The organism is Streptomyces sp. NPDC053426, assembly GCF_055585405.1.
This window is the reverse complement of sequence record NZ_JBVJKE010000009.1, coordinates 283,898-308,222: the sequence shown is the minus strand read 5'-3', so window position 1 is coordinate 308,222 and position 24,325 is coordinate 283,898. Positions and strand designations below refer to the sequence as shown.

General features: G+C 71.6%; 21 protein-coding genes. 9 read left to right on the top strand and 12 right to left on the bottom strand.

Features of this window, described 5'->3' with window-relative positions; translation table 11 throughout:
- Window positions 1-31: 31 nt before the first annotated feature.
- Entirely contained in the window at window positions 32-709 is a 678-nt protein-coding gene (locus ACZ62B_RS20605) for a response regulator transcription factor (RefSeq protein WP_030821646.1), read from the bottom strand.
- A gap of 515 nt (window positions 710-1,224) precedes the next feature.
- On the opposite strand from ACZ62B_RS20605, the gene ACZ62B_RS20600 reads away from it, so the two are divergent.
- Window positions 1,225-2,721, top strand: coding sequence for an MFS transporter (locus ACZ62B_RS20600; RefSeq protein WP_344554946.1), 1,497 nt, complete (start codon window positions 1,225-1,227; stop codon window positions 2,719-2,721).
- Window positions 2,722-3,028: 307 nt separating this feature from the next.
- Here ACZ62B_RS20600 and ACZ62B_RS20595 read toward each other — a convergent pair whose 3' ends face one another.
- Window positions 3,029-3,574 (bottom strand): ATP-binding protein, encoded by a 546-nt coding sequence (locus tag ACZ62B_RS20595; RefSeq protein ID WP_344554948.1) that lies wholly within the window; start codon window positions 3,572-3,574, stop codon window positions 3,029-3,031.
- Between the two features lie 242 nt (window positions 3,575-3,816).
- The gene (locus ACZ62B_RS20590) at window positions 3,817-4,194 is read right to left on the bottom strand and encodes an STAS domain-containing protein (RefSeq protein WP_030870057.1); all 378 of its coding nucleotides are present in this window, start codon (window positions 4,192-4,194) and stop codon (window positions 3,817-3,819) included.
- A gap of 251 nt (window positions 4,195-4,445) precedes the next feature.
- Between ACZ62B_RS20590 and ACZ62B_RS20585 the strand changes: the two genes are divergently transcribed.
- The gene (locus ACZ62B_RS20585) at window positions 4,446-5,360 is read left to right on the top strand and encodes an RNA polymerase sigma factor SigF (protein WP_073936174.1); all 915 of its coding nucleotides are present in this window, start codon (window positions 4,446-4,448) and stop codon (window positions 5,358-5,360) included.
- A 120-nt stretch (window positions 5,361-5,480) separates the two neighbouring features.
- Here ACZ62B_RS20585 and hutI read toward each other — a convergent pair whose 3' ends face one another.
- The 4 genes from hutI to hutU form a co-directional block, all read right to left on the bottom strand.
- Window positions 5,481-6,653 carry an imidazolonepropionase gene (hutI, locus tag ACZ62B_RS20580; protein ID WP_344554952.1) on the bottom strand — a complete coding sequence of 391 codons (1,173 nt, stop codon included), beginning with the start codon at window positions 6,651-6,653 and terminating at the stop codon, window positions 5,481-5,483.
- 20 nt (window positions 6,654-6,673) lie between these two features.
- Entirely contained in the window at window positions 6,674-8,098 is a 1,425-nt protein-coding gene (locus ACZ62B_RS20575; RefSeq protein ID WP_344554954.1) for a formimidoylglutamate deiminase, read from the bottom strand.
- The gene (locus tag ACZ62B_RS20570; RefSeq protein WP_469691634.1) at window positions 8,095-9,297 is read right to left on the bottom strand and encodes an allantoate amidohydrolase; all 1,203 of its coding nucleotides are present in this window, start codon (window positions 9,295-9,297) and stop codon (window positions 8,095-8,097) included. The genes ACZ62B_RS20575 and ACZ62B_RS20570 overlap by 4 nt, the downstream gene beginning before the upstream one ends.
- 194 nt (window positions 9,298-9,491) lie before the next feature.
- Complete coding sequence (gene hutU / locus ACZ62B_RS20565; RefSeq protein WP_344554956.1) at window positions 9,492-11,162, bottom strand: urocanate hydratase; 1,671 nt, start codon at window positions 11,160-11,162, stop codon at window positions 9,492-9,494.
- 131 nt (window positions 11,163-11,293) lie between these two features.
- Here hutU and ACZ62B_RS20560 point away from each other — a divergent pair, with 131 nt between their 5' ends.
- The gene (locus tag ACZ62B_RS20560) at window positions 11,294-12,706 is read left to right on the top strand and encodes a type III PLP-dependent enzyme domain-containing protein (RefSeq protein WP_344554957.1); all 1,413 of its coding nucleotides are present in this window, start codon (window positions 11,294-11,296) and stop codon (window positions 12,704-12,706) included.
- Window positions 12,707-12,785: 79 nt separating this feature from the next.
- Here the strand turns inward: ACZ62B_RS20560 and ACZ62B_RS20555 are convergent, their stop codons facing one another.
- Together ACZ62B_RS20555 and ACZ62B_RS20550 are read right to left on the bottom strand one after the other, a co-directional pair.
- Window positions 12,786-13,370, bottom strand: coding sequence for a hypothetical protein (locus tag ACZ62B_RS20555; RefSeq protein ID WP_344554958.1), 585 nt, complete (start codon window positions 13,368-13,370; stop codon window positions 12,786-12,788).
- 102 nt (window positions 13,371-13,472) lie between these two features.
- On the bottom strand, window positions 13,473-14,318 hold the full coding sequence (locus ACZ62B_RS20550) for a MurR/RpiR family transcriptional regulator (RefSeq protein WP_030870025.1): 846 nt from the start codon (window positions 14,316-14,318) through the stop codon (window positions 13,473-13,475).
- 285 nt (window positions 14,319-14,603) lie between these two features.
- On the opposite strand from ACZ62B_RS20550, the gene ACZ62B_RS20545 reads away from it, so the two are divergent.
- Window positions 14,604-16,313: an LCP family protein gene (locus tag ACZ62B_RS20545; protein ID WP_344554960.1), complete on the top strand. Its 1,710-nt coding sequence runs from the start codon at window positions 14,604-14,606 to the stop codon at window positions 16,311-16,313.
- A gap of 85 nt (window positions 16,314-16,398) precedes the next feature.
- Entirely contained in the window at window positions 16,399-16,821 is a 423-nt protein-coding gene (locus ACZ62B_RS20540) for a hypothetical protein (protein ID WP_344555342.1), read from the top strand.
- A 340-nt stretch (window positions 16,822-17,161) separates the two neighbouring features.
- Here the strand turns inward: ACZ62B_RS20540 and ACZ62B_RS20535 are convergent, their stop codons facing one another.
- Window positions 17,162-18,550, bottom strand: a complete 1,389-nt coding sequence (locus ACZ62B_RS20535) for a cystathionine beta-synthase (RefSeq protein ID WP_344554962.1) — start codon at window positions 18,548-18,550, stop codon at window positions 17,162-17,164.
- A gap of 164 nt (window positions 18,551-18,714) precedes the next feature.
- Here ACZ62B_RS20535 and ACZ62B_RS20530 point away from each other — a divergent pair, with 164 nt between their 5' ends.
- The 3 genes from ACZ62B_RS20530 to ACZ62B_RS20520 all read left to right on the top strand — a co-directional run bounded on the left by ACZ62B_RS20530 (window position 18,715) and on the right by ACZ62B_RS20520 (window position 22,444).
- Window positions 18,715-19,740 (top strand): SGNH/GDSL hydrolase family protein, encoded by a 1,026-nt coding sequence (locus tag ACZ62B_RS20530; protein ID WP_344554964.1) that lies wholly within the window; start codon window positions 18,715-18,717, stop codon window positions 19,738-19,740.
- A gap of 419 nt (window positions 19,741-20,159) precedes the next feature.
- A complete protein-coding gene (locus tag ACZ62B_RS20525; protein ID WP_468719142.1) occupies window positions 20,160-21,380 on the top strand; it encodes an acetyl-CoA C-acetyltransferase in 1,221 nt (406 codons plus the stop codon).
- Window positions 21,381-21,664: 284 nt separating this feature from the next.
- Complete coding sequence (locus tag ACZ62B_RS20520; protein WP_344554968.1) at window positions 21,665-22,444, top strand: hypothetical protein; 780 nt, start codon at window positions 21,665-21,667, stop codon at window positions 22,442-22,444.
- A 22-nt stretch (window positions 22,445-22,466) separates the two neighbouring features.
- Here the strand turns inward: ACZ62B_RS20520 and ACZ62B_RS20515 are convergent, their stop codons facing one another.
- Entirely contained in the window at window positions 22,467-22,778 is a 312-nt protein-coding gene (locus ACZ62B_RS20515; RefSeq protein WP_383454467.1) for a hypothetical protein, read from the bottom strand.
- Between the two features lie 102 nt (window positions 22,779-22,880).
- On the opposite strand from ACZ62B_RS20515, the gene ACZ62B_RS20510 reads away from it, so the two are divergent.
- The gene (locus ACZ62B_RS20510; protein WP_030870003.1) at window positions 22,881-23,111 is read left to right on the top strand and encodes a DUF4287 domain-containing protein; all 231 of its coding nucleotides are present in this window, start codon (window positions 22,881-22,883) and stop codon (window positions 23,109-23,111) included.
- Window positions 23,112-23,182: 71 nt separating this feature from the next.
- Here ACZ62B_RS20510 and ACZ62B_RS20505 read toward each other — a convergent pair whose 3' ends face one another.
- The gene (locus ACZ62B_RS20505; RefSeq protein WP_344554972.1) at window positions 23,183-24,079 is read right to left on the bottom strand and encodes a Bax inhibitor-1/YccA family protein; all 897 of its coding nucleotides are present in this window, start codon (window positions 24,077-24,079) and stop codon (window positions 23,183-23,185) included.
- Window positions 24,080-24,325: the final 246 nt, after the last annotated feature.

Sequence of the window (24,325 nt, the reverse complement as noted above, 5' to 3'; positions counted from 1 at the left end):
CTTACCCAAACGGAAACCCACGGGGTTTCGGCTAGCTCTTCTCGAAGCGGAAGCCCACACCGCGCACGGTCGCGATGTAGCGGGGGTTGGCCGCGTCGTCGCCCAGCTTCTTGCGCAGCCAGGAGATGTGCATGTCGAGGGTCTTGGTGGAGGACCACCAGGTGGTGTCCCAGACCTCGCGCATCAGCTGGTCGCGGGTGACGACCCGGCCCGCGTCCCGCACCAGGACCCGCAGCAGGTCGAACTCCTTCGCGGTGAGCTGGAGCTCCTCGTCGCCCATCCAGGCCCGGTGCGACTCGACGTCGATGCGCACGCCGTGGGTGGCGGGCGGCTGCTGGGGCTCGGCGGAACCGCGCCGCAGCAGGGCCCGGACCCGGGCCAGCAGCTCGGCGAGCCGGAACGGCTTGGTGACGTAGTCGTCGGCGCCCGCGTCCAGGCCGACGACCGTGTCCACCTCGTCGGCGCGCGCGGTCAGGATCAGCAGGGGAACCGTATGCCCCTCGGAGCGGAGCCGGCGGGCGACCTCCAGACCGTCCATGCCGGGCAGTCCGAGGTCCAGCACCACCAGGTCGACACCGCCCTGCATGCCGGCTTCGAGCGCGGTGGGTCCGTCCTCGCGCACCTCGACTTCGTATCCCTCCCGGCGCAGGGCGCGGGCCAGCGGCTCCGAGATGGACGCGTCGTCCTCGGCGAGCAGTACACGGGTCATGTCAGTGATGGTAGTCCCGCCGCCACGGGGCCCGGGGTGTGATCGCGGGCGTTGACTCTTACCTCCGGCATACCCGTTTCTCACCCGCGGCGGCCCCGGTTCGCGCCTGCGGCTGTGGGGTGCGAACCTAGGAGGGACCTTCGAATGGGTGATCACGGTTCCAGCAAAACCTGTGATCCGTGTCTCAAGTCCTTCCATATCCGGCACTGTCCTGCCGTATGGTGAATCAACGCCTGTTGCACCACGGGGACCTTTGGCGCAGTTGACGCCGAGGGTCTCTTTTGTGTGCGGGCCGGCCTGTGCGCCGGCCCCGGAAGGAATGACCTGTGGCCGGGCCCCGTCGCGCGCAGACGCACGGTGGGGCGTGGATCCCGGTGGTCGCCGTCCGCCGTTCCGCGCCCCGGAGCGGCCCTCCCCCGGGCGTGGGGTGGACGGTACGGCCTCGCCGGTGCCGGCCGCCCCCCACCGGGCGCGTACACGCTCGCGCGACGCGTCCCGACCAGCAAGGATCGACCATGGCGTCCAGCCTGACGAAGGACTCGGTCACTCCGGGCACCCCCGGATCCGAGAAGACCTTCTTCGGCCACCCCCGCGGACTGGCCACTCTCTTCATGACCGAGATGTGGGAGCGTTTCTCCTACTACGGCATGAGGGCTCTGCTCCCGCTGTACCTGGTCGCGCCGGGCGGCCTCGGCCTCAGTGCCGGCACCGCGACCGCGATCTACTCGGTGTACCTCTCGCTGGTGTACCTGCTCACGATGCCGGGCGGCTGGTTCGGCGACCGTGTCTGGGGCCCCCGCAAGACCGTCGCCGTCGCCGGCGGCGTCATCATGCTGGGCCACCTGACGCTGGCCCTGCCGTCCTCCGGCACCTTCTACGCGGGGCTCGGCCTGGTCGCTGTCGGTTCCGGTCTGCTGAAGGCCAACATCTCCACGATGGTCGGCCAGCTCTACCAGGGCCCGGACGACCCGCGCCGGGACGGTGGCTTCACCGTCTTCTACATGGGCATCAACCTGGGTGCCTTCGCCGCGCCGCTGATCATCGGCACCATCGGCGAGAGCGTCAACTGGCACCTGGGCTTCGCGCTCGCCGCGGTCGGCATGGGCCTGGGCGTGGTCCAGTTCCTGCTCGGCAGCCGCCACCTGGCCCCCCACTCCAGCGTGGTCCCGAAGCCGCTGTCGGCTCAGGAGAAGACCTCCACGCTGCGCAAGGCCGCGTTCTGGGCCGCGCTCGCCGTCGTCTTCTACGCGATCGTCGGCTTCTCCGGCGTCTACACCCTGAACTGGATCCTGGTCCCGCTGACCCTGCTCGGCGTGATCATCCCGGTGCTGGTGCTGACCCGCATCAAGCGGGACAAGGACCTGGACCGCGCCGAGCAGTCGAAGATGTCCGCGTACATCTGGTTCTTCGTCGCCGCGGCCGTCTTCTGGATGATCTACGACCAGGGCGGTTCGACCCTGGCGATCTTCGCCGACTCCTCGACCGACACCAGCGTCTTCGGCTGGGAGTTCCCGGTCTCCTGGTTCCAGTCGGTCAACCCGGTCATCATCATGGCCCTGGCCCCGGTCTTCGCCACCGTGTGGCTGGCGCTCGCCCGGCGCGGCAAGGAGCCGAGCACGATCGTGAAGTTCTCGTTCGGCCTGGTCCTGGTCGGCGCGTCCTTCTTCCTCTTCCTGGCCCCGCTGGCCATCGCGGACGGCGGCCACAAGGCGGCCGCGCTGTGGCTGGTGGCGATCTACTTCGTCCAGACCTGCGGTGAGCTGATGCTCTCCCCGGTCGGTCTGTCGGTCACCACGAAGATGGCGCCGGTGAAGTACGCCTCGCAGATGATGGGCGTCTGGTTCCTGGCCGTCACCGCCGGTGACGCCACGACCGGTCTGCTCTCCATCGCCGGTGTCGACCTGAACAAGACGGGCATCGTCGCGATGGAGGCGAGCCTCGCGGTGGTCGCCGGTATCGCGGTGTGGATGTACCGCAACAAGGTCAAGGCCCTCATGGGCGACGTGCGCTGAGCCTTCCCCCCGGCTCGCCGAAGGGCCCCGCATCCGATGGATGCGGGGCCCTTCGGGCGTTCGCGGGGCGCGTACGGCCACTTGCTTCTTCCGCCCCCGCCGCCCCTTCCCATTCCCGTCCCCCGGGGGCGCTGCCCCCGGACCCTCGCTCCTCAAACGCCGGAGGGGCTGACATCCAGCCCCTCCGGCGTTTGAGGAGCGGGGTCTGGGGCGGAGCCCCAGGTTCGGGACGGGAAGGGGCGGCGGGGGCGAAAACCTTCGGGTCAGGACCGGTGCGGGAATCCGGGCACGGCGGGGCGGGCCGGACCTACGCGGGTGCCCCGAGTTCCGCCCAGACCGTCTTGCCCGCGACCTCCGGAGCCCGCACGACCCCCCAGTCCAGACAGAGCCGCTGCACGATGAACATGCCGTGGCCCCCCGGCCGCCCCGCCCGGTGCGGGGTGCGCGGGGCCGGCTGCCCCGTCCCCCGGTCGGTGACCTCGATCCGGATCACCTTCTTGTCACAGGTGATGGCCAGATGATCCGGCCCCTCGGCATGCAGACAGGCGTTGGTGACCAGCTCGGAGACGACGAGCAGGACGTCCTCGGCGGCGGCCCGCTGATCGGCGGTGGCGGCGGGCAGCCAGCCCCACGCGTACAGCGCCTGGCGGGTGAAGTCACGGGCGAGCGGTACGACGCCGCTCTGGCCGTCGAAGCTCAGCCGGCGGACCTGGGAGGACTCCGGTGACGCGGTGGGCACGGCGACGCCCCCGTCGGGCGCGCCCCCCGCCGGCGCGCCGCCCCCTGGCGTCCCGGAAGCGCCGCTGGGCTCCGGACCGCGGTCGCCCGGCGGGTAGGGCCGGGTGGTGCTCATCAGCGCTTCACCTCACCGTGTCACCAGTTCACGATTCAAAAGTTTCCGTACTCGGTCGGTCACGCGGATACGGCACATCCGGTTCCCGGCGCCCTCGCGACCACCGTGCCCGGCGTGTTCAGGGTGTCTCCTGCCCGAGCGGGCCGAGGGGACACCCCCGTATTCGCACGAAAAGGCGCGACGGAAGGGACTCTCCGACGACGGGAGTGACGGGAGCGCCCCGCCGGGCGTGCCCGCGCGGGTCACGCCGAATCGTCGGCCAGGGCCGCCTCGAGAGTGTCGTGGACGGTGAACACCGCGTCCGCCCCCGTGATCTCGAACACCCGCGCGACGACGGGCTGCATCCCCACGAGATGGACCCCGCCCCCGGCCGCCTCGGCCTTCAGCCGGGCACCGAGCAGCACGTTCAGCCCCGTGGAGTCACAGAACTCCAGCCGGGAGCAGTCGATGACAAGCCGCTTGAATCCCTTGGCGAGGCAGTCCTCCAGTGGCTCACGCAACAGATCGGCGGTGTGGTGATCCAACTCACCCGCCGGGGTCACGACGGCACTGGGGCCCTCTTCTCGCACCTCGACCAGAAGCCGGCCAGACTGTGCGCTGCCGACCGTCCCGCGGTCCATGCCGTCTCTCTCTCCCGACCTCGTGGCTGCCTGCTGACGTCCTCGAACATTACGCCTTCCGGCCATGCTCCGACAGCCTAACAATCACGCACAAACGGACATATACGAACAGAACGCACTTGCGGTCGGCTCGGGAAAGCGGGTAGGGCTAGTAGGAACACGCAACCGACACGGCCGGCTTTGGAGGCGCCGCACACCGCAGTGCACGTATCGGCTTCGGCAGCCATATGCCGAGAACGATGGAGGACATCATGTCACCCCGGCTCGACGCATCGCGTACCCCGAAAGCGACGTCGACACTCCCTCCGGAACATCTGGATCCCATCGAGCAGGACGACCCGGTCGTCGTCCCGGACGACCTACTCGCCGGACTCCCGGAGATCCCCCCGTACGACGAGGTGGGCCCGGTCGACGCGCGGGCTCTGTCCAAGACCCTCTTCGAGCGCCTGGAGTCGCTCGAGGAAGGCACCCACGAGTATTCGTACGTACGCAACACGCTCGTGGAGCTGAACCTCGCCCTGGTCAAGTTCGCCGCCTCCCGTTTCCGTTCGCGCAGCGAGCCGATGGAGGACATCATCCAGGTCGGCACCATCGGCCTGATCAAGGCGATCGACCGCTTCGAGCTGTCGCGCGGCGTGGAGTTCCCCACGTTCGCGATGCCCACCATCATCGGCGAGATCAAGCGCTTCTTCCGCGACACCTCGTGGTCCGTGCGGGTGCCGCGCCGGCTGCAGGAGCTCCGGCTCGACCTGGCCAAGGCCGGTGACGAGCTGGCCCAGCAGCTCGACCGCGCGCCGACGGTGGCCGAGCTGGCCGAGCGCCTGGGCATCAGCAACGAGGAGGTCGTCGAGGGCATGGCGGCGTCGAACGCCTACACCGCCTCCTCGCTGGACGCCCAGCCGGAGGAGGACGACGCCGAGGGCGCCCTGGCGGACCGGATCGGATACGAGGACCACGGGCTCGAAGGCATCGAGTACGTCGAGTCGTTGAAGCCGCTGATCGCCGAACTGCCGCCGCGGGACCGGAAGATCCTCTCCCTGCGCTTCGTCGCGGGCATGACCCAGTCGGAGATCGGCGAGGAACTGGGCATCTCCCAGATGCACGTCTCCCGCCTGCTGTCGCGGACCCTGGTGAAACTGCGCAAGGGGCTCACGGTCGAGGAGTGATCCTCACCGGATGACGCTTGTCCTCAAGGGGGGCGGTCCGAGACCGGGCCGCCCCCCTTCGGGATGTCCTGGCTTCGGGACGTCCGGGCTTCGGGACGTCCTGGGCGCCTCGCGTCCCCCTCACACCCTGCGTACGCCCCGTCGCCACACGCCCGCGACCAGCGGCACGCCGGGCCGGTAGGCGAGGTGGACGTGGCTCGGGGCGTCGAGAAGGGTGAGGTCGGCGTACGCGCCCGGGGTCAGCCGGCCGATGTCGGTGCGGCGCAGGGCCGCCGCGCCGCCCGCGGTGGCCGACCAGACGGCCTCGTCCGGCGTCATCCCCATGTCCCGCACCGCGAGGGCGACGCAGAAGGGGACGGAGGACGTGAAGGACGAGCCGGGGTTGCAGTCGGTGGACAGCGCGACCGTGGCCCCGGCGTCGATGAGCCGCCGGGCGTCCGGCCACTCGGCGCGGGTGGAGAACTCGGCGCCGGGGAGCAGGGTGGCGACGGTACGGCTGTTCGCGAGGGCGTCCACGTCGGCGTCGGTGAGGTGGGTGCAGTGGTCGGCGCTGGCCGCGTCGAGCTCGACGGCGAGCCGGACGCCGGGGCCGTGGGAGAGCTGGTTGGCGTGGACGCGCGGGTGCAGGCCCTTCGCCTTTCCGGCGGTGAGGATCGCGCGGGCCTGGTCGCCGTCGAAGGCGCCCTTCTCGCAGAAGACGTCGATCCAGCGGGCGTGCGGCGCGCAGGCGTCCAGCATCTCGCCGGTGACCAGGGCCACGTATCCGGCCGGGTCCTCGGCGTACTCGGGCGCGACGATGTGGGCGCCGAGATAGGTGACCTCGTCGGTGTGACGGGCGGCCAGGCGCAGGGCGCGGGCCTCGTCCTCGACGGTCAGGCCGTAGCCGGACTTGGTCTCGAAGGTCGTGGTGCCCTGGCGGAGCGCCTCGTCGAGGAAACGGGTGAGGTTCGCCTCCAGTTCCCCGTCGCTTGCGGCCCGGGTGGCGGCGACGGTCGTGCGGATGCCGCCGGCGCTGTAGGCGCGGCCCGACATCCGGGCGTTGAACTCCTCGGTGCGGTCACCGGCGAAGACCAGGTGGGAGTGGGAGTCGACGAAGCCCGGCAGGACCGCCCTGCCCTCGGCGTCGACCCGGTTGTCAGTGGCGGGTGCTTTGCTTGATTCACCGGTCCACACGACTCGGTCGCCCTCGATGACGACGGCCGCGTCCCGGACCAGACCGAGGGGAGAATCGTCGCCGAGGGAGGGGTCGTTGGTGACCAGTGTGGCGATGTTGCTGATGACGGTGCTGCTCATGGTGTCCTCATGGGGGGTCGTCAGGCGCGCAGGGCTTCGACTGCCTGTGCGAGGGCTCCGGGCACATCGGGGACGAGCGTGTGCGCCCCGTCGCGCACGACGTGCCGGCCCGCCACGACCGTGTGCCGTACGTCCGCTGCCGTTGCCGCGAATACGGCCGTCTCGGCGCCGAGCCCGGGCAGCGGCCCCGCTGTCCTGACCGAGTCGAGCGCGATGGTGGTGAGGTCGGCGCGTGCCCCGGCCTCGATGCGGCCGGTGTCGTCCCAGCCGAGGGCGGCGTGTCCGTCGGCGGTGGCGGCCCGCAGCAGGGCGGCGGCCGTCCAGTGGCCGCGGGTGCGGGTGCGCAGCCGCTCGTTCAGCTCCAGCGCGCGCGCCTCTTCGAGCAGATCGATCACGGCGTGGCTGTCGGAGCCGAGGGAGAGCGGGGAGCCCTCGTTCTGCAGGGCGGCGGCGGGTCCGATGCCGTCGGCGAGGTCGCGTTCGGTCGTCGGGCACATGCAGGTGCCGGTGCCGCTGCCGCCGATGAGGGCGATGTCCTCGGCGGTGAGGTGGGTGTTGTGGACACCGGTGGTGCGCGGTCCGAGAACACCGTGCAGGGCCAGGAGCTGCGTCGGGGTGCAGCCGTGGGCCTCCCGGCAGGCGTCGTTCTCGGCGGTCTGCTCGGACAGGTGCACATGGAGCGGGGCCCGCCGCTCCTCGGCCCACCGCGCCACGGTCGCCAACTGCTCCGCCGGTACGGCCCGTACGGAGTGGACGGCCGCCCCGATCCGTGCGTGATCCCGTTCCTTGAGAACTGAACAGCGCTGGGCCCAGGCGTCCGCGTCGCCGTCGGAGAAGCGGAGCTGGTGGGTGGTGGGCGGCTGTCCGAAGCCGGAGGAGAGATAGGCGGTGTCGAGGAGGGTGATGCGGACACCGGCTTCGGCGGCGGCCTCGATGAGCGCCTCGCCCATGGCGTTGGGGTCGGCGTAGGGCGTGCCGCCGGGGGCGTGGTGGACGTAGTGGAACTCGCCGACGGTGGTGATGCCGGCCAGCGCCATCTCGGCGTAGGTCGCGCGGGCGAGCGAGAAGTAGCTTTCGGGGGTGAGCCTGTCCGCAACGGCGTACATCACGTCTCGCCACGCCCAGAATGATTCCGGTGCCTGTTCCGCCGCCCGTTCTCCTCTCCGCCGAAGCGGAGGTGTACCGGCGTGCCTGTGGGCGTTGGCGAGTCCGGGTAGGCCGCTTCCCGCCTGGACGGTGCCGCGCAGCGCGCGATGAAAAGCATGGCTGTGGCTATTGGCCAAGCCCGGAATCGTGAGGCCGCGCAGCACCTCCGCGCCGGGCGGTGGGACGGGTGTCTCCTTGTGGACCACGGTGATGCGGCCGTCGGCGATGTCGAGCGCCACGTCCGGCTCGACGTTGCCGTCCAGCCACGCGTATTCCGCCCAGTAGGTCCTCTTGGTCACGTGACGACCAGTCCTTCCAGTACGTCGGCGAGCGCGAGGACCCCGGCCACGCAGTCGTCCTCGGTGGCGGACTCGGCCGGGGAGTGCGAGACGCCGGTGGGGTTGCGCACGAACAGCATGGCGGTCGGGACGCGTCCGGAGAGGATTCCGGCGTCGTGTCCGGCGCCGGTGCCGAGGACGGGCACCTTGAGGTCGGTTTCGGTGCCGAGGATGCGGGCGAGTTCGTCGCGCAGGGCGTGGTCGAACTCGACGACGGGGGTGAAGGACTCGCGCTCGACGTCGAGGGTGACGCCGTGCTCCCGCGCGTGGGCGCGGGCGGCCTCCCGCACGCCGTCCACCACGGTGTCCAGGCTCTTCTGGTCGGCGGCGCGGGAGTCGAGCCAGCCGCGCACCAGGGAGGGGATGGCGTTGACGCCGTTCGGCTCGACGGCGATCTTGCCGAAGGTGGCGACGGCACCGGCGAGTTCGGCCTCGCGGCGGGCGGCGACGACGGTCTCGGCGTACGGCAGCATGGGGTCGCGCCGGTCGGCGAGGCGGGTGGTGCCGGCGTGGTTGGCCTCGCCCCGGAAGTCGAACCGCCAGCGGCCGTGCGGCCAGATGGCGGACGCGATGCCGACGCGGTCGCCGGACAGGTCGAGGGCGCGGCCCTGTTCGACGTGGAGTTCGACGAAGGCGCCGATGCGGCCGAGCCGTTCGGGGTCGGGGCCGATGGCGTCCGGGTCGTGTCCGGCGGCCTCCATGGCCCGCGGGAACGTGATGCCGTCCCCGTCGGTGAGCCGGTGGGCCTGCTCGACGGTGAGCGCGCCCGCGGTGAGCCGGGAGCCGACACAGGCGAGCCCGAAACGGGCGCCCTCCTCGTCCCCGAAGTTGACGATGCCGAGCGGCTTGCCGAACCGCACGCCCCGCCGCCGCAGCTCGTCCAGCGCGGCGAAGGCGGACACGACCCCGAGGGGCCCGTCGAAGGCCCCGCCGTCCGGCACGGAGTCCAGATGCGACCCGGTGACGACAGCGTCCCCGTCGGCCGGATCCCCGAGCCAGGCCCACTGATTCCCGTTCCGGTCGACCTCGTACGCCAGCCCCCGCCCCCGGGCCTGCTCCTCGAACCACCCCCGGCAGTCGGCATCGGCCCCGCCCCACGCGAACCGCCGATAGCCACCGGACACGGAACTACGCCCGATGGGCAGCAACTGCCGCCACATCTCGTTGAAGGAGGGCACGTCCCGACCCGAGACCGACACAGCCCGCGCACCGTCAGCCGGCACAGGCTGTGGGCAGTCGTTCCGCAGGGCGATGGGGGTACCTCCCATGCCTTTCGGGCTATGGGGGAGGGTGGGCACAGCCGGGCCCGCGGACGGCGACGACCCGCCCGCCCGCACCGAGGAGTCGCCGCCGCTCACGCCGGGTCACCCTCACGCATCGGCACCCGCACACCCCGCGAGCCCGCCACCGACTCCGCGATGTCGTACCCGGCATCGACATGCCGGATCACACCCATGCCGGGGTCGTTCGTGAGCACCCGCCGGATCTTCTCCCCCGCCAGCGCGGTCCCGTCGGCGACGGTCACCTGCCCCGCGTGGATCGACCGCCCCATCCCCACACCCCCACCGTGGTGGATGGACACCCACGACGCCCCGGAGGCCACGTTCACCATCGCGTTCAGCAGCGGCCAGTCGGCAATCGCATCGGACCCGTCCAGCATCGCCTCGGTCTCCCGATAGGGAGAAGCCACCGAACCGCAGTCGAGATGGTCCCGCCCGATGACGATCGGCGCGGCCAGCTCCCCGCTCGCGACCATGTCGTTGAACCGCTCGCCGGCCCTGTCCCGCTCCCCGTACCCCAGCCAGCAGATACGCGCGGGCAGCCCCTGGAAGTGCACCCGTTCCCCCGCCATCCTGATCCACCGGGCCAGGGACTCGTTCTCCGGGAACAGTTCCAGGATCGCCTTGTCGGTCTTGGCGATGTCGGCGGGGTCACCCGACAGCGCGGCCCACCGGAAGGGCCCCTTGCCCTCGCAGAACAGCGGCCGGATGTACGCCGGCACGAACCCCGGGAAGGCGAACGCGCGCTCGTACCCGGCGAGCTGCGCCTCACCACGGATGGAGTTGCCGTAGTCGAACACCTCGGCGCCGGCGTCCTGGAAGCCGACCATCGCCTCGACGTGCCGGGCCATGGACGCGCGGGCCCGAGTGGTGAAACCGGCCGGGTCCTTCGCGGCGGCGTCCGCCATGTCGTCGAAGGCGACGCCCACCGGCAGGTACGCCAGCGGGTCGTGGGCGGAGGTCTGGTCGGTGACGATGTCGATGGGCGCGCCCATGGCGAGCAGCTGCGGCACCAGCTCGGCGGCGTTGCCGAGGACGCCGATGGACAGCGGTCGGCGGGCGTCGCGGGCCTCGGTGGCGAGCCGCAGGGCGTGGTCGAGCGAGTCGGCCTTCACATCGAGGTACCGGTGCTCGATGCGGCGGTCGATCGCGCGGGGGTCGCAGTCGATGCAGACGGCGACGCCGTCGTTCATGGTGACGGCGAGCGGCTGGGCGCCGCCCATCCCGCCGAGTCCGGCGGTGAGGGTGATGGTCCCGGCGAGGGTGCCGCCGAACTTCTTCGCGGCGACGGCGGCGAAGGTCTCGTAGGTGCCCTGGAGGATGCCCTGGGTGCCGATGTAGATCCAGGAGCCGGCGGTCATCTGCCCGTACATGGTCAGGCCGAGGGCCTCCAGGCGGCGGAACTCCTCCCAGTTGGCCCAGTCGCCGACGAGGTTGGAGTTGGCGATGAGGACGCGCGGGGCCCACTCGTGGGTCTGCATGACGCCGACGGGGCGGCCGGACTGGACGAGCATCGTCTCGTCCTGCTTGAGGGTGCGCAGCGTCCGCACCATCGCGTCGAAGGAGCGCCAGTCGCGGGCCGCCTTCCCCGTGCCGCCGTAGACGACGAGCTTGTCGGGGTGCTCGGCGACCTCGGGGTCGAGGTTGTTCTGCAGCATCCGCAGGGCGGCCTCCTGCTGCCATCCCAGGGCGCTCGGTTCGGTGCCGCGCGGCGCTCGGACGGGGCGGGGTCCGGGTCCGGCCATGGTGTGCCTCCTCATGCTGCGGATCACTGCCGACGATTACTGCAGATATTCACATCCTCGACTTCTGAATAGAGCTAGTCAAGACAGGGGGTGTGCCGACACCGCCGGGAGAGGGATGTTTGGCTGGACGCATGCGTGCGAACACGGAGAACGCCGAAGGGACGGGGGACACGGTGGCTTACGGCAACGGCCTGACGGACGAGGTGGACCCGCGGGGCGACGGACGGGCGGCCCGGCGGGACGCCGCGGTGCGGGCCGCCGTGGAGCAGGGGCTGCTCGACACCGACACCCCCCTGGTGGCCCTGCTCGACGTGACCGGCATCCGGGAGTCGGCGGCCGAACTGCGGGCGGCGTTCGAGGCGGTGACGCCGCCCGGCACACCCGTGCTGCACGCCTTCGCGGTGAAGGCGAGCCCGCTGGTGCCGGTGCTGCGGCTGCTGCGCGCGGAGGGCATCGGCGCGGAGGTGGCCAGCCCGGGTGAGCTGGCGCTGGCGCGGGCGGCGGGGGTGGAGCCGGAGCGTACGGTCCTCGACTCGCCCGCCAAGACCCCCGCCGAACTGCGGGAGGCGCTCGCGCTGGGCATCGCCGTCAACGCGGACAACCCCCAGGAACTGGCCCGCCTCGACGCCCTGATGGCGGGATCCGGCTCCCGCTCCCCCGTCGGCATCCGGGTGAACCCGCAGGTCGGCGGCGGTTCCATCGAGGCGCTGTCCACGGCGACGGCGACCTCGAAGTTCGGGGTGGCGCTGCGCGACGAGGGCGCGCGGGAGTGGGTCGTACGGGCGTACCTGGACCGGCCGTGGCTGACCCGGCTGCACGCGCACACCGGCTCCCAGGGCATCGCGCTGACGATGATGGCGCGGGGGGTGGCGGAGACGTACGGACTGGCGGAGGAGATCAACCGGCGCGCGGGACGCCACCAGGTCGACACCGTCGACATCGGCGGCGGGCTGCCGGTGAACTTCGCCTCCGAGGCGAGCACACCGACGTACGGACGGTACGCGCGGCTGCTGAGCGAGACGGTGCCGGGGCTGTTCGACGGGCGGTACGGGCTGGTCACCGAGTTCGGCCGGTCGCTGCTGGCCAAGCACGGCACGGTGGTCGCGCGGGTGGAGTACGCCAAGAGCGCGGGCGGGCGCCCGGTCGCGGTGACGCACGCCGGTGTGCAGGTGGCGACGCGGACGGTGTACGCGCCGGCGTCGTGGCCGCTGAGGATCGCCGCGTACGACGCGAAGGGGCGGCCCAAGGAGGGCCCGGCCGTCGTGCAGGACGTGGCGGGACCGGCCTGCTTCGCGGGCGACCTGCTCGCCCGGGCCCAGTCACTGCCCCTGCTGGAACAGGGCGACTACGCCGCGGCGCTGGACACGGGCGCGTACTACTTCGCCCACCACTACGCCTACAACTCACTTCCCCGCCCCGGCATCCACGGCTTCACCCCGGACGCCACGGGAGGCATCGCCTTCGCGACGGTACGCACCCCCCAGACGATCGAGGAGATCGTGACCGAATCGGGCGCCGCCCACACCGACGCCCTGCTCCCCTAGGGGCGCGGGGCCGTGTCGACGTGCGGCTCCGCCGTGCGGGCGCGACCGACCCGGCGCGCCCGCACGGAACCGCGACCGCTCAAGCCGACACGGCGACCCGCCGCCGGGAGCCGCCTGGAGCCGCGTCGCCCGCCGCGACACCGGTCGTCCGGTACCCCTTGACCACCTTGCCCGCAGGCCGTCCCGCCCCCGCGCGGAGCCAGTCGACGCGCACCCACAGCAGCACCTCGTCCGCCTGCTCCAGGCGCCCGATCCAGGCGGCCTTCAGCCGCAGTCCCGCCCCGCACCCGGCGAGCAGCAGGCCACCGGCGGCGGGTACCACGAACGCCGTGCCCAGCGCGGCGACGAAGGCGAGCAGCAGCCACCAGCGGTGTCCGCGGCGCCAGTTGCGGACGGTCACCGCCCGGTCCTGGAGCACGTCGTGCTTGCCCGCCCGGGCCGCCGACCGGGCCAGCGCGCGGTACCGTCCCCGCCGCCCGTACGCCACGACGGCCGCCGCCACGAGGAACAGCGCGGCGCCCGCCAGTACACCGATCCGGCGCCCGGTCACCCCCGGCACCAGCACCCCGGTGCCCGCCGCGACCACTCCCGGCCACCACAGTGGCGCGGCCCCGGCCCGTACGACGACGGCCACCCGGGCCAGTCCCTGTCCTCCGCGCGTCACGTCCGGCCTCCCGTCCTCCGATGCCTGTGCATGTCCTGAGAGAGGCACGCTAGTGGCGCAAGGTGAGACGAGTCTGAGAACACGGGCGGACCTCCCCCGCCGTCAGTCCACGAACAGCCCGCGCGCCGCCGCCTTCGTGTCGAACTCCTCCAGCCGTGCCTGCGCGTCGGGCAGGTCGTCGCACATCGCCTCCAGCAGCACCCGGCCCAGCAGCATCGGCGCGCACGCCGTGTCGAAGGCCAGCCCGGTGCCGACGGCGGCGGGCAGCAGCAGGTCGGACACCTTGGCGACCGGCGCGAACGGGGAGTCGGCGACGGTGACCACGGTCAGCCCCGTCTCCTTGGCGTGGGCGAGGGCGTCGACGACCTCGCGGGGATGCCGGGGCAGCGCGAAGCACAGCAGGGCGCTCGCCCCGGCCCGCGCGGCGGCGTCGATCCGGTCGTGGAGCATCGTGCCGCCCTCGTTGAGCAGCCGTACGTCCGTGTGGACCTTGGCGGCGAAGTAGGCGAACCCGTGCGCCTGGGCCGCCGCGGCCCGCAGCCCCAGCACGGGCAGCGGCCGGCTCCCGGCCAGCACCCGGCCCGCCTGCCGCACCGGCCGGGGGTCGGCCAGCACCTCCGCCAGATGCCGCAGGTTCTCGATCTCGGCCTCGACGGCCTGCTGGTACTCGTTGTACGAGCCGGTCTCCGGCGCCGGCTCGGCGGGCGCGACCTCGCGCAGGTGCCGGCGCAGGGCGGGGTAGCCGTCGAAGCCGAGGGCGACGGCGAACCGGGTCACGGACGGCTGGCTGACCCCGGCCAGTTCGGCCAGCTCCACGCTGGACAGGAACGGCACGTCGGCGGCGCGCCGCACCATGCTGTGCGCGATGCGCCGCTGGGTCGGCGTCAGCCGGTGCCCCTCGAAGAGCGCCTGGAGACGCGCGGCAGGGCTCTCGGTGCCGCCACTCATGACCTGACTCCCCCTCGGACGCCTCGACGTCTCGACGCCTCGGCCTATTCACCCATCGATATTCCTGCATACCGTTATACAGGCGCGTACGGGGCCACGCCGACCGCACGCCGCGATGGGTGGGGATCGCACACTGTGCCCGTTTCGGCGACAGATCCGGAACTCGACGATTTTGCTACGACGTCACCACATCCCGAACGGGCCGGATAGCGTAACTCATCGAACAACAGAGCGCCTTGGGGCGCAGGCGACCCATGTGGCACCCGACGGAGGACTGGTACAGGCGTGGACGCGCGAAGTCGTGGGCAGGCGGACGGAACCGACCCTGCCGACCAGTGGGTACTCAACCCGGAGACCGGCGAATACGAACTGCGGCTGAACGATTCAGCGGAGCAGCCGCAGACGCCCCGCCCCCGCAGCGCCCCGCACCCCGGTTCCACCGCGCCCGCCCGCGTTCCCGGCCAGCGCGGCCGCCGCGCCGCACCGGCGCCGGCGCCGGCGTCCACACCGGAGGACACGCCCGGCCATGGCCGCCGCAAGCGCAAGCCGAAGCGGAGCGGCAAGAAGAAGGCGCTGATGTGGACGGGAGGCGTCCTCGGTCTGGTCCTCGTGGGGGGTTCGGCGTTCGCGTACTACTGGTACGACCGCCTCTCCGGCAACATCGACACCGTCGACATCGGCGACGTGGGCAGTAACGAGGCCGTGGGGGACGGGCCGGTCAACCTCCTGGTCATCGGCAACGACGTCCGCACCGGCGAGGGCAACGAGGCCTACGGCAACCGGGACAACGTCACCGGCCACGCCGACACCACGCTCCTCTTCCACATGTCCGAGGACCGCACCAACGCGACCGTGGTGAGCATCCCCCGCGACCTGGTGATCGACATCCCGGACTGCGAGTCCATACAGTCCGACGGTTCCACCAAGAAGATCCCCGGCTCGACGGTCCCCACCAAGTTCAACGAGTCCTATGGTGTGAACGGCCGCGATCCGGGCTGCACCATGCTCACCGTCGAGGAGATCACCGGCCTCGAGCTCGACCACTTCATGATGTTCGACTTCAACGCGGTCAAGACGCTGTCCACCGCGGTCGGCGGCGTCAAGGTGTGCCTGGACGAGCCCCTCAAGGACCTGGACGGCGGCTCCGGACTCGACCTGCCGAAAGGGGAAAGCACCATCGAGGGCGAGGACGCGCTCTCCTTCCTCCGCAACCGGCACGGTCTGAAGAACGAGAGCGACCTGGACCGGATCGAGATGCAGCAGAAGTTCGTCGCGTCGATGCTCCGCCAGCTCAAGGAGGACACGCTGGACAGCCCGTCGAAGATGCTCGACGTCGCCGACGCGGCCACCAAGTCCCTCACCGTGGACAAGGGCATAGGCAGCCCCAGCAAGCTGCTCGCCCTCGCCAGGGAACTCGCCAAGATCGACCTGAAGAACATCACCCTGATGACCCTGCCGGTGGTCGACAACCCGGCCGAGCCCACGCCCGTCACCGTCGTCCCGCACCCGAGCGAGGCCCCGAAGCTCTTCAGCATGCTGCAGAACGACGTCTCCCTCACCGAGGTGAAGAAGAAGGAGAAGGACGCCAAGGACAAGCAGGCCGAGCTGCTGGAGGGCACGCGGGCGGAGGCGTCCGAGGTCCGCGTCGACGTCCTCAACGGCGGCGGCCCGGACGGCGCCGCGCAGGCCACCCTGGCCTGGCTGCAGACCAGCCAGGGCGTGGCCAGGTCCGCCAACGAGGGCGACGCCCCGGCCGACGTCGACAAGACCCGGCTGGAGTACGCCCCGAACCAGGCCGACCAGGCCCGCAAGCTCGCCGACCTGATGGGTCTGCCCGCCTCGGCCATGAAGCCCGGCACGGAGGACGCCGACGCGACGACCCCGATGACGCTCACCCTCGGCCCCGACTTCAAGGAGGCCGGCACCCCCATCGCGCCGCCGAAGAAGGTCGACGCGCAGCAGTCCAGGGCCGACGAGAAGATGTGCAAGAAGTAGTGGCGCGGCGAACCCGAGACCGAGAGGGGGGTTACCCCCAGTGTCATCGCCCTCCCGCCTGCCTACCGTGGACCGCATGACCGGAATGGACGCGCGGGACACCGAGCTGAAGAAGGAACTCGACGCCTCCCTGCAGGCCCGCAGGGAGCTGGGCGAGGAGTACGAGTCCGCGCTGGTCGACTCGTTCCTGGAGAAGGTCGATCAGCGCATCGACGGCGTGGTGGAGCGCCGGGTGCGCCGGCAGTTCGCCGAGCAGCAGATGACGGTGGCCCGGGACTCCCGGTCGCCGCAGGCCACGGACTCCTGGGGCGAGCGCTTCGGCTTCGGCATCGTCTCGCTGGTCCTGGCGGTGCCGCTGTCCGCGATCGGCGGGGGCGTGGCCGACCTGCCCGGACTGCTGGTCGCCTGGCTGGGCATCGTCGGCGTCAACGTCGTCCAGGCCGCGCGGAACAATCCGGGTCTCTTCGGTCGCCGCAAGCCGGCTCGGGACAGCGACTGGGACGACTGAGGCGAGCGCTCCGCGGGGACCGCCGCACCCCCGTCACCGGGGGGCGGGACGACGGCGGTCCCCGCGGGGGACGCGCGCCCGTTGAGGCAGGCTGCGCGTCCGGGGCGTCCATGGAGGTCCGGGAGCCGCTCCGGAGGTCCTTCGACGCCGTTCGCAGCCGGCCGGAACGGGGAGCCGCTCCCGTTCCGCCGACACCGACCAATCTGCCGGACCCGTGTTAAGCGAGTGCTGCGCGGACGTGACACGCTCGTACCACTTCCGCGAAGTCCACGAAGATCACGAACGCGCCAACGCCCGGCCGTTCACCGCGGGTTCACCGGTGGTTTCGCCCGACGCCCCGTCACTTACCGGTCTTGGCCAGGAAGGACAGCAGGTCCTGGCGGCTGACCACGCCGGTCGGCTTGCCCTCGACGAGGACGATCGCCGCGTCCGCCTTGCCGAGCACGGCCATCAGGTCCGCGACGGGCTCACCGGAGCCGACCTGCGGCAGCGGCGCGGACATGTGCTTCTCCAGCGGGTCGTCCAGCGAGGCGCTCTTGCTGAACAGCGCGTCCAGCAGCTCCCGCTCCACCACCGAGCCGACGACCTCGGCGGCCATCACGTCCGGGTGACCGGCGCCCGGCTTGACCACCGGCATCTGCGAGACGCCGTACTCGCGCAGCACCTCGATGGCCTGGCCGATCGTCTCGTCGGGGTGCATGTGGACGAGGGAGGGGATGTGGCCACCCTCCTTGTCGTTCAGGACGTCGCCGACGCGGGCGCTGGGGCCGGCGTCCTCCAGGAAGCCGTAGTCGGCCATCCACTCGTCGTTGAAGATCTTGCTGAGGTAGCCGCGGCCGCTGTCCGGCAGCAGGACGACGACCACGTCGTCCTCACCGAGCCGCGCGGCCACCTCCAGCGCCGCCACGACCGCCATGCCGCAGGAGCCGCCGACCAGCAGGCCCTCCTCCTTGGCGAGCCGGCGGGTCATCTGGAAGGAGTCCTTGTCGGAGACGGCGACGATCTCGTCCGCGACATCACGGTCGTAGGCGGTCGGCCAGAAGTCCTCGCCGACGCCCTCCACCAGGTACGGCCGCCCGGAGCCGCCGGAGTACACGGAGCCCTCGGGGTCGGCGCCGATCACCTGCACGCGGCCGTCGCTGGCCTCCTTCAGGTAGCGCCCGGTCCCGGAGATGGTGCCGCCGGTGCCGACGCCGGCCACGAAGTGGGTGATCCTGCCTTCCGTCTGCTCCCACAGCTCCGGGCCGGTGGAGTGGTAGTGGGAGAGCGGGTTGTGGGGGTTGGAGTACTGGTCCGGCTTCCAGGCCCCCGGCGTCTCGCGCACCAGCCGGTCGGAGACGTTGTAGTAGGAGTCGGGGTGCTCGGGGTCCACGGCGGTCGGGCAGACGACGACCTCGGCGCCGTAGGCCCGCAGTACGTTGATCTTGTCCGTGGACACCTTGTCCGGGCAGACGAAGATGCACTTGTAGCCCTTCTGCTGGGCCACGATGGCGAGCCCGACCCCGGTGTTGCCGCTGGTCGGCTCGACGATGGTGCCGCCGGGCTTGAGCTCTCCGCTCCGCTCCGCCGCCTCGATCATGCGCAGGGCGATGCGGTCCTTCACGGAACCGCCCGGGTTGAAGTACTCCACCTTGGCCAGGACGGTCGCCCTGATGCCCTTGGTCACGCTGTTGAGCCGCACCAGCGGGGTGTTGCCGACGAGGCTGATCATCGAGTCGTGGAATTGCACCGTTGTCTCCGGATGCTGCAAAAGAGGTGGTCGTAGTGGTGCTGCCAGCCTAGGCCCTCGCCGGTCCGAACCCGGCCGGGTCGTTCACTCGCTGTGGGGATTGGAGCACGGTCCGTACGGGGCAAGCACTGGGTGTACGGGTTCGAGGGAGGTGGCGGCGAGGGATGACGGGCTTGTCGAGGGCGAGGGTGGCCCGGCGGATCGCGGCCGGCGCGGCGTACGGCGGCGGGGGCATCGGACTGGCCGGGGCGGCCGCCGTGGGGCTCCTGGTGGCCGAGGCCCAGCTGGCGCGGCGCCGGGTGGGCAACGGTACGACTCCTCACGTACCGAACGCGGACGGGCTGTACGGCGCCGCGTACACGGTGCCGGGCGAACCGGCGCTGCGGCTGACGATGCTGGGCGACTCCACGGCGGCCGGGCAGGGCGTGCACCGGGCCGGGCAGACGCCGGGCGCGCTGCTGGCGTCGGGGGTCGCGGCGGTCGCGGAACGTCCGGTGGGACTGAGCACGGTCGCGGTGCCCGGGGCCTGTTCCGACGATCTGGACCGGCAGGTGACGCGGGCGCTGGCGGACCCCTCCCGGGTGCCGGACATCTGCGTGATCATGGTCGGCGCCAACGACGTCACCCATCGGATGCCGCCCACCCGTTCCGTACGTCATCTGTCGTCGGCGGTACGGCGGCTGCGGACGGCCGGTGCGGAGGTGGTCGTGGGCACCTGCCCCGACCTCGGCTCGGTCGAGCCGGTGCGGCAGCCGCTGCGCTGGCTGGCCCGGCGGGCCTCGCGGCAGCTGGCGGCGGCGCAGACGATCGGGGCGGTCGAGCAGGGCGGGCGGACGGTGTCGCTGGGGGACCTGCTGGGGCCGGAGTTCGCGGCGAACCCGCGGGAGCTGTTCGGGCCGGACAGCTACCACCCCTCGGTGGAGGGGTACGCCACGGCCGCGATGGCGGTGCTGCCGACGGTGTGCGCGGCGCTGGGGCTGTGGCCGGCGGAGGAGGAACGGCCGGACGCCGCGCGTCGGGAGGGGTTCCTGCCGGTGGCGCGGGCGGCGGCGGAGGCGGCGTCGGAGGCGGGTACGGAGGTCACCGCGGCGATGCCGGCGGGTGCGCGGGGGCCGTGGGCCCTGCTGAAACGCCGCCGGCGCCGGCGGGTCACGGAAACAGAACCAGAACCTTCGGCCCAGCCGTCGTAACACCTGGCATCTACGGCGGGCAGCCGCGCCACCCACCGCCGCAACCGCCACAGCTGCGGGCAGTCGTGCCGCTGGGGCGGCACGGGTGGGCGCAGCGGCACCCGGCGAGCGCCGGTGAGCGGTGTCGGTGCCGGACGGGAGGTGTCGCGCAGCCCGGCGCTCACGGGGTGCCGTCGCGCCCACCCGTGCCGCCCTGCGGCACGACTGCCCGCGGAGAGCGGGCGGGCACGGCGCGGCTGCACGCGGAAGGCGGGGAGGGCGGGTACGCGGCGCGGGGGACCGCGGGTGCAGCCTGTCCAAGCAAGCGCTTAGACAGTTGCGGTCCATGTCACATGGCGTCACCCGTGACCCCGCCCATACGTCCGGGTAACTTCCCAAGAAGCCCCGCACCAACCAACCGGTATGCCACTGGAGCCGTGATGCCCGAAGCCGTGATCGTCTCTGCCGCCCGCTCCCCCATCGGCCGCGCCTTCAAGGGCTCCCTGAAGGACCTGCGCCCGGACGACCTGACCGCCACGATCATCCAGGCCGCCCTCGCCAAGGTCCCCGAGCTGGACCCGCGCGACATCGACGACCTGATGCTCGGCTGCGGCCTCCCCGGCGGCGAGCAGGGCAACAACCTCGGCCGCGTGGTCGCCGTGCAGATGGGGATGGACCACCTCCCCGGCTGCACCATCACCCGCTACTGCTCGTCCTCGCTGCAGACCTCCCGCATGGCCCTGCACGCCATCAAGGCCGGCGAGGGCGACGTGTTCATCTCGGCCGGCGTCGAGACGGTCTCCCGCTTCACCAAGGGCAACTCCGACAGCCTCCCGGACACCCGCAACCCGCTGTTCGCCGAGGCCGAGGCCCGTACCGCCGCCGTCGCCGGGTCGGAGGGCTCCACCTGGCACGACCCGCGCGAGGACGGCCTGGTCCCCGACCCGTACATCGCGATGGGCCAGACCGCGGAGAACCTGGCCCGCCTCAAGGGCGTCACCCGCCAGGACATGGACGAGTTCGGCGTCCGCTCGCAGAACCTCGCCGAGGAAGCCATCAAGAACGGCTTCTGGGAGCGCGAGATCACCCCGGTGACGCTCCCCGACGGCACCGTGATCTCCAAGGACGACGGCCCCCGCGCCGGTGTCACCATGGAGGGCGTCCAGGGCCTCAAGCCGGTCTTCCGCCCGGACGGACTCGTCACCGCCGGCAACTGCTGCCCGCTCAACGACGGCGCCGCCGCGCTGGTCATCATGAGCGACACCAAGGCCCGCGAGCTCGGCCTCACCCCGCTCGCCCGGATCGTCTCCACCGGCGTCTCCGGCCTCTCCCCCGAGATCATGGGCCTCGGCCCGGTCGAGGCGAGCAAGCAGGCGCTGGGCCGCGCCGGCCTGACCATCGACGACATCGACCTGGTCGAGATCAACGAGGCGTTCGCCGCCCAGGTGATCCCCTCCTACCGCGACCTCGGCATCCCGCTGGAGAAGCTGAACGTCAACGGCGGTGCCATCGCCGTCGGCCACCCCTTCGGCATGACCGGCGCCCGCATCACCGGCACGCTCATCAACTCCCTCCAGTTCCACGACAAGCAGTTCGGCCTGGAGACGATGTGCGTCGGCGGCGGCCAGGGCATGGCGATGGTCATCGAGCGCCTCAGCTGAACCCCCGTACCGCGGGCGCACCGTAGCCGTCGCGGTACGTTCGGTGAAGCCATGGCCCGGGTCTCGGGAAACTCCGAGGCTCGGGCCTGTTCGTGATCCAATCTCCCCCAGGATGTGACCTATCTCCCCCGGCACGGGGGTTCACGCAGGTCAGGGCCGAGCCCCTCCCGGGTGCACCATCAAAGGCCTGTCCGTTTCGTGACGTTACGCACTGACAGATGGTTAGTCCACCCTTCAAGCTGATGTAGGAAGTCGGGGGTCGACTTTGAACCGGGAGTACGTCAGTGAGCGCCATGCCGATCGCCCTGCTGATCACCACGGCCGCCACCGGCGCCGTGGGCGTCGCTGTCCTGCGCAGCATCATGGTGCTGCGCCGACAGGTCGCGGCCCTGCACACCGCGCTGGCCGAGAACGGCGCCGCGACCACGCGCGCGCACGTTCCCCCCGCCCGCACGGCCGGCACCGACGAGATACGCGCCGCCGTGGCGGAGGCGCTCGCCGAGGAGCGGGAGCGCGAGCTCGCCGAGGCGCGGGCCTTCTGGGCCGCCCAGGAGGCGCGTGACGCCTCCGACGCGCCGTCCCTGCTGGGTCTGGCGGACAGCGAGCTGTTCCTGCCCCGGCAGGCCGATTTCGTGGGTCTGGAGCCGGTGGGCGAGCCGGGCGCGGACGCCGAGGAGCACTCCGGGGACTCCCCGGAGCTGGCCGCGGCCCGCCGCCGTCACCCCTCGCACCCGGACTTCGTACCGAACCCCTCGCCGGTCGTGAACGACCACGAGCGCACGGTGACCACCCTGGAGGAGCTGGCCGCCGCCCGGACCGAGCTGACCGACGTCCGTCCGGGCCCGCTGGGCACCCTCGACGTCTACGTCTTCGCCGACGGGACGACGCTGTGCATGACGCCGGGCCACCGCGAGACCGCCGAGCGGCTGGCCGCGGCCCTCCGCTCGGGCGAGACCCCGTTCCTGCTCGGCGGCTCCGGCGTCTCCGGGGCGTACACGCTGACGTTCTCCTGCGGCGAGGAGAACGTCTACATCCTGGCGGACCGCGTCATCGCGACCCTCTAGCCCCGGCCGGCCACCGGACCGCCTACACCCCGGCGCGCTCGCGCGCCTCCTCCACCAGCCGTACGGCCTCCCCGACCTCGTCCTCGTTCTTCAGTACGAGCGCCAGGTCGTGGCCGGCGACGGTGATCTGGTCGGCGGCGGCGAACATGCCCGCGTCGGGCATCTCGCGGGGCTCGGTGCCCGGTTCCTCGACGAGCTGGGTGCGCCGCGCCAACTCCCTGGCCAGGGCGAGTGCCTCGGCCGCCCCTCCCCGCTGCAGCCTGCTCTGCGGCGCGGCCCGCAGACGGTCGGCGAAATGATCCACGGCACGGATGAAGGGCGTCGTATCAACCACGCGGCGAGCGTACGCGGCGCGGCGGGACTGTTGCCAACGGGCGAACCCTCAGGCACGGTGACCTGAAGGACCGGCTTACATCCCCTGAGTCCGGAGGCGCCGATGTCCCACGTCCTCTCCGAGGAGACCCACCGCAACATGCTCGCCCGTATCCCCCATTGCACCGGCCGTGAGATCTCCGACTGGCTGCGCACCGTCGAAGAAGGACCGGCGCTCTTCCGCTTCGAGGAGAAGGTCAGCTGGCTCCGGCACGAGTACGACCTGGCGTACGGCCACGCCAAGGCGATCGTCCACGAGTACGACCTGCGAAGGGCCGCGCGCAAACTGCTGTAGCGCGTGCCGCCACGGCGAAGGGCCCCGGGTGAACCCGGGGCCCTTCGCCGTGCCGCTGGACTGCCGGTATGTCAGTCGCTGCTGCTGAGGATCGAGATGAGCCGCAGGAACTCCAGGTAGATCCACACCAGCGTCATCGTGAGGCCGAAGGCGGCGAGCCAGGCCTCCTCGCGCGGGGCACCGTAGGCGATGCCGTCCTCGACCTGCTTGAAGTCCAGGGCGAGGAAGCAGGCACCGAGGATGATGCCGATGACGCCGAAGACGACGCCGAGCGCGCCGCTGCGGAAGCCGAGGCCGTCACCGCCGCCGAACACCGCGAACAGCAGGTTCACGGCCATCAGCAGGATGAAGCCGAGCGCGGCCGCCATCACGAAGCCGTAGAAACGGCGGTTGACGCGGATCCAGCCGGCCTTGTAGGCCACCAGCACACCGGCGAAGACCGCCATGGTGCCGATCACGGCCTGCATGGCCGCACCGTCGGCGATGCGGTTGTCGACGATGCTGGAGATGACGCCGAGGAAGACGCCCTCGAACGCGGCGTACGTCAGGATCAGCGCCGGCGATGCCTTGCGCTTGAAGGCCTGCACGAACCCCAGGACCATGCCGATCAGCGCGGCGCCGATGCCGATGCCGTAGGACCGGCTGATGTTGGCGTCGTCGACCGGCAGCAGCGCCCAGGAGAGCGCCGCGGTGACGATGAGCACGCCGAGCGTGGTGCCCGTGCGCATGACGACGTCGTCGATGGTCATCCGGCCGGTGGTGGCCGGCGCCTGCGGCGGCGCGCCGTACTGCAGGTCCTGCTGCGCGTAGGGGTTCTGGGCGTACGGATTGCCCGTCGTCGGCTGCGCGTACGGGTTGGCCTGCGTGGCGACGGCGGGACCCCCGGCCTGCGGCGCGGTGTTGAAGCCCGCGTAGCCGTTGTCGCGGCCGAACCCCCGTCGCGAGAAGACCGGGTTGCTGCTCCTCATTTCACTCCTCCATGGCCACACGGCGCGGCCTTGGCTCAAGAGTAATAGGTAGGCAAAGGAATGACCCTAATGCTTGGGGAGGATCTTTCCCTCGTTGTGCTGCGCAACACGCTACGCGGCCGGGTGATTCCCTTCACCGTGAGGCACCGAACCATGACCGAGCCGGTATCTCCCCGGAACCGGCCGGAGATCATCCGTTCACCCCGCCCCGGCGGTCGCGTGGTGGCCGGAGACGTCCGGGGCGGG

Coding starts and splice junctions, on each gene's coding strand:
- ACZ62B_RS20605 (WP_030821646.1), bottom strand. CDS start 709: ATGACCCGTGTACTGCTCGCCGAGGACGACGCGTCCATCTCGGAGCCG.
- ACZ62B_RS20600 (WP_344554946.1), top strand. CDS start 1,225: ATGGCGTCCAGCCTGACGAAGGACTCGGTCACTCCGGGCACCCCCGGA.
- ACZ62B_RS20595 (WP_344554948.1), bottom strand. CDS start 3,574: ATGAGCACCACCCGGCCCTACCCGCCGGGCGACCGCGGTCCGGAGCCC.
- ACZ62B_RS20590 (WP_030870057.1), bottom strand. CDS start 4,194: ATGGACCGCGGGACGGTCGGCAGCGCACAGTCTGGCCGGCTTCTGGTC.
- ACZ62B_RS20585 (WP_073936174.1), top strand. CDS start 4,446: ATGTCACCCCGGCTCGACGCATCGCGTACCCCGAAAGCGACGTCGACA.
- hutI (WP_344554952.1), bottom strand. CDS start 6,653: ATGAGCAGCACCGTCATCAGCAACATCGCCACACTGGTCACCAACGAC.
- ACZ62B_RS20570 (WP_469691634.1), bottom strand. CDS start 9,297: ATGTGGCGGCAGTTGCTGCCCATCGGGCGTAGTTCCGTGTCCGGTGGC.
- hutU (WP_344554956.1), bottom strand. CDS start 11,162: ATGGCCGGACCCGGACCCCGCCCCGTCCGAGCGCCGCGCGGCACCGAA.
- ACZ62B_RS20560 (WP_344554957.1), top strand. CDS start 11,294: ATGCGTGCGAACACGGAGAACGCCGAAGGGACGGGGGACACGGTGGCT.
- ACZ62B_RS20550 (WP_030870025.1), bottom strand. CDS start 14,318: ATGAGTGGCGGCACCGAGAGCCCTGCCGCGCGTCTCCAGGCGCTCTTC.
- ACZ62B_RS20540 (WP_344555342.1), top strand. CDS start 16,399: ATGGACGCGCGGGACACCGAGCTGAAGAAGGAACTCGACGCCTCCCTG.
- ACZ62B_RS20530 (WP_344554964.1), top strand. CDS start 18,715: ATGACGGGCTTGTCGAGGGCGAGGGTGGCCCGGCGGATCGCGGCCGGC.
- ACZ62B_RS20525 (WP_468719142.1), top strand. CDS start 20,160: ATGCCCGAAGCCGTGATCGTCTCTGCCGCCCGCTCCCCCATCGGCCGC.
- ACZ62B_RS20510 (WP_030870003.1), top strand. CDS start 22,881: ATGTCCCACGTCCTCTCCGAGGAGACCCACCGCAACATGCTCGCCCGT.
- ACZ62B_RS20505 (WP_344554972.1), bottom strand. CDS start 24,079: ATGAGGAGCAGCAACCCGGTCTTCTCGCGACGGGGGTTCGGCCGCGAC.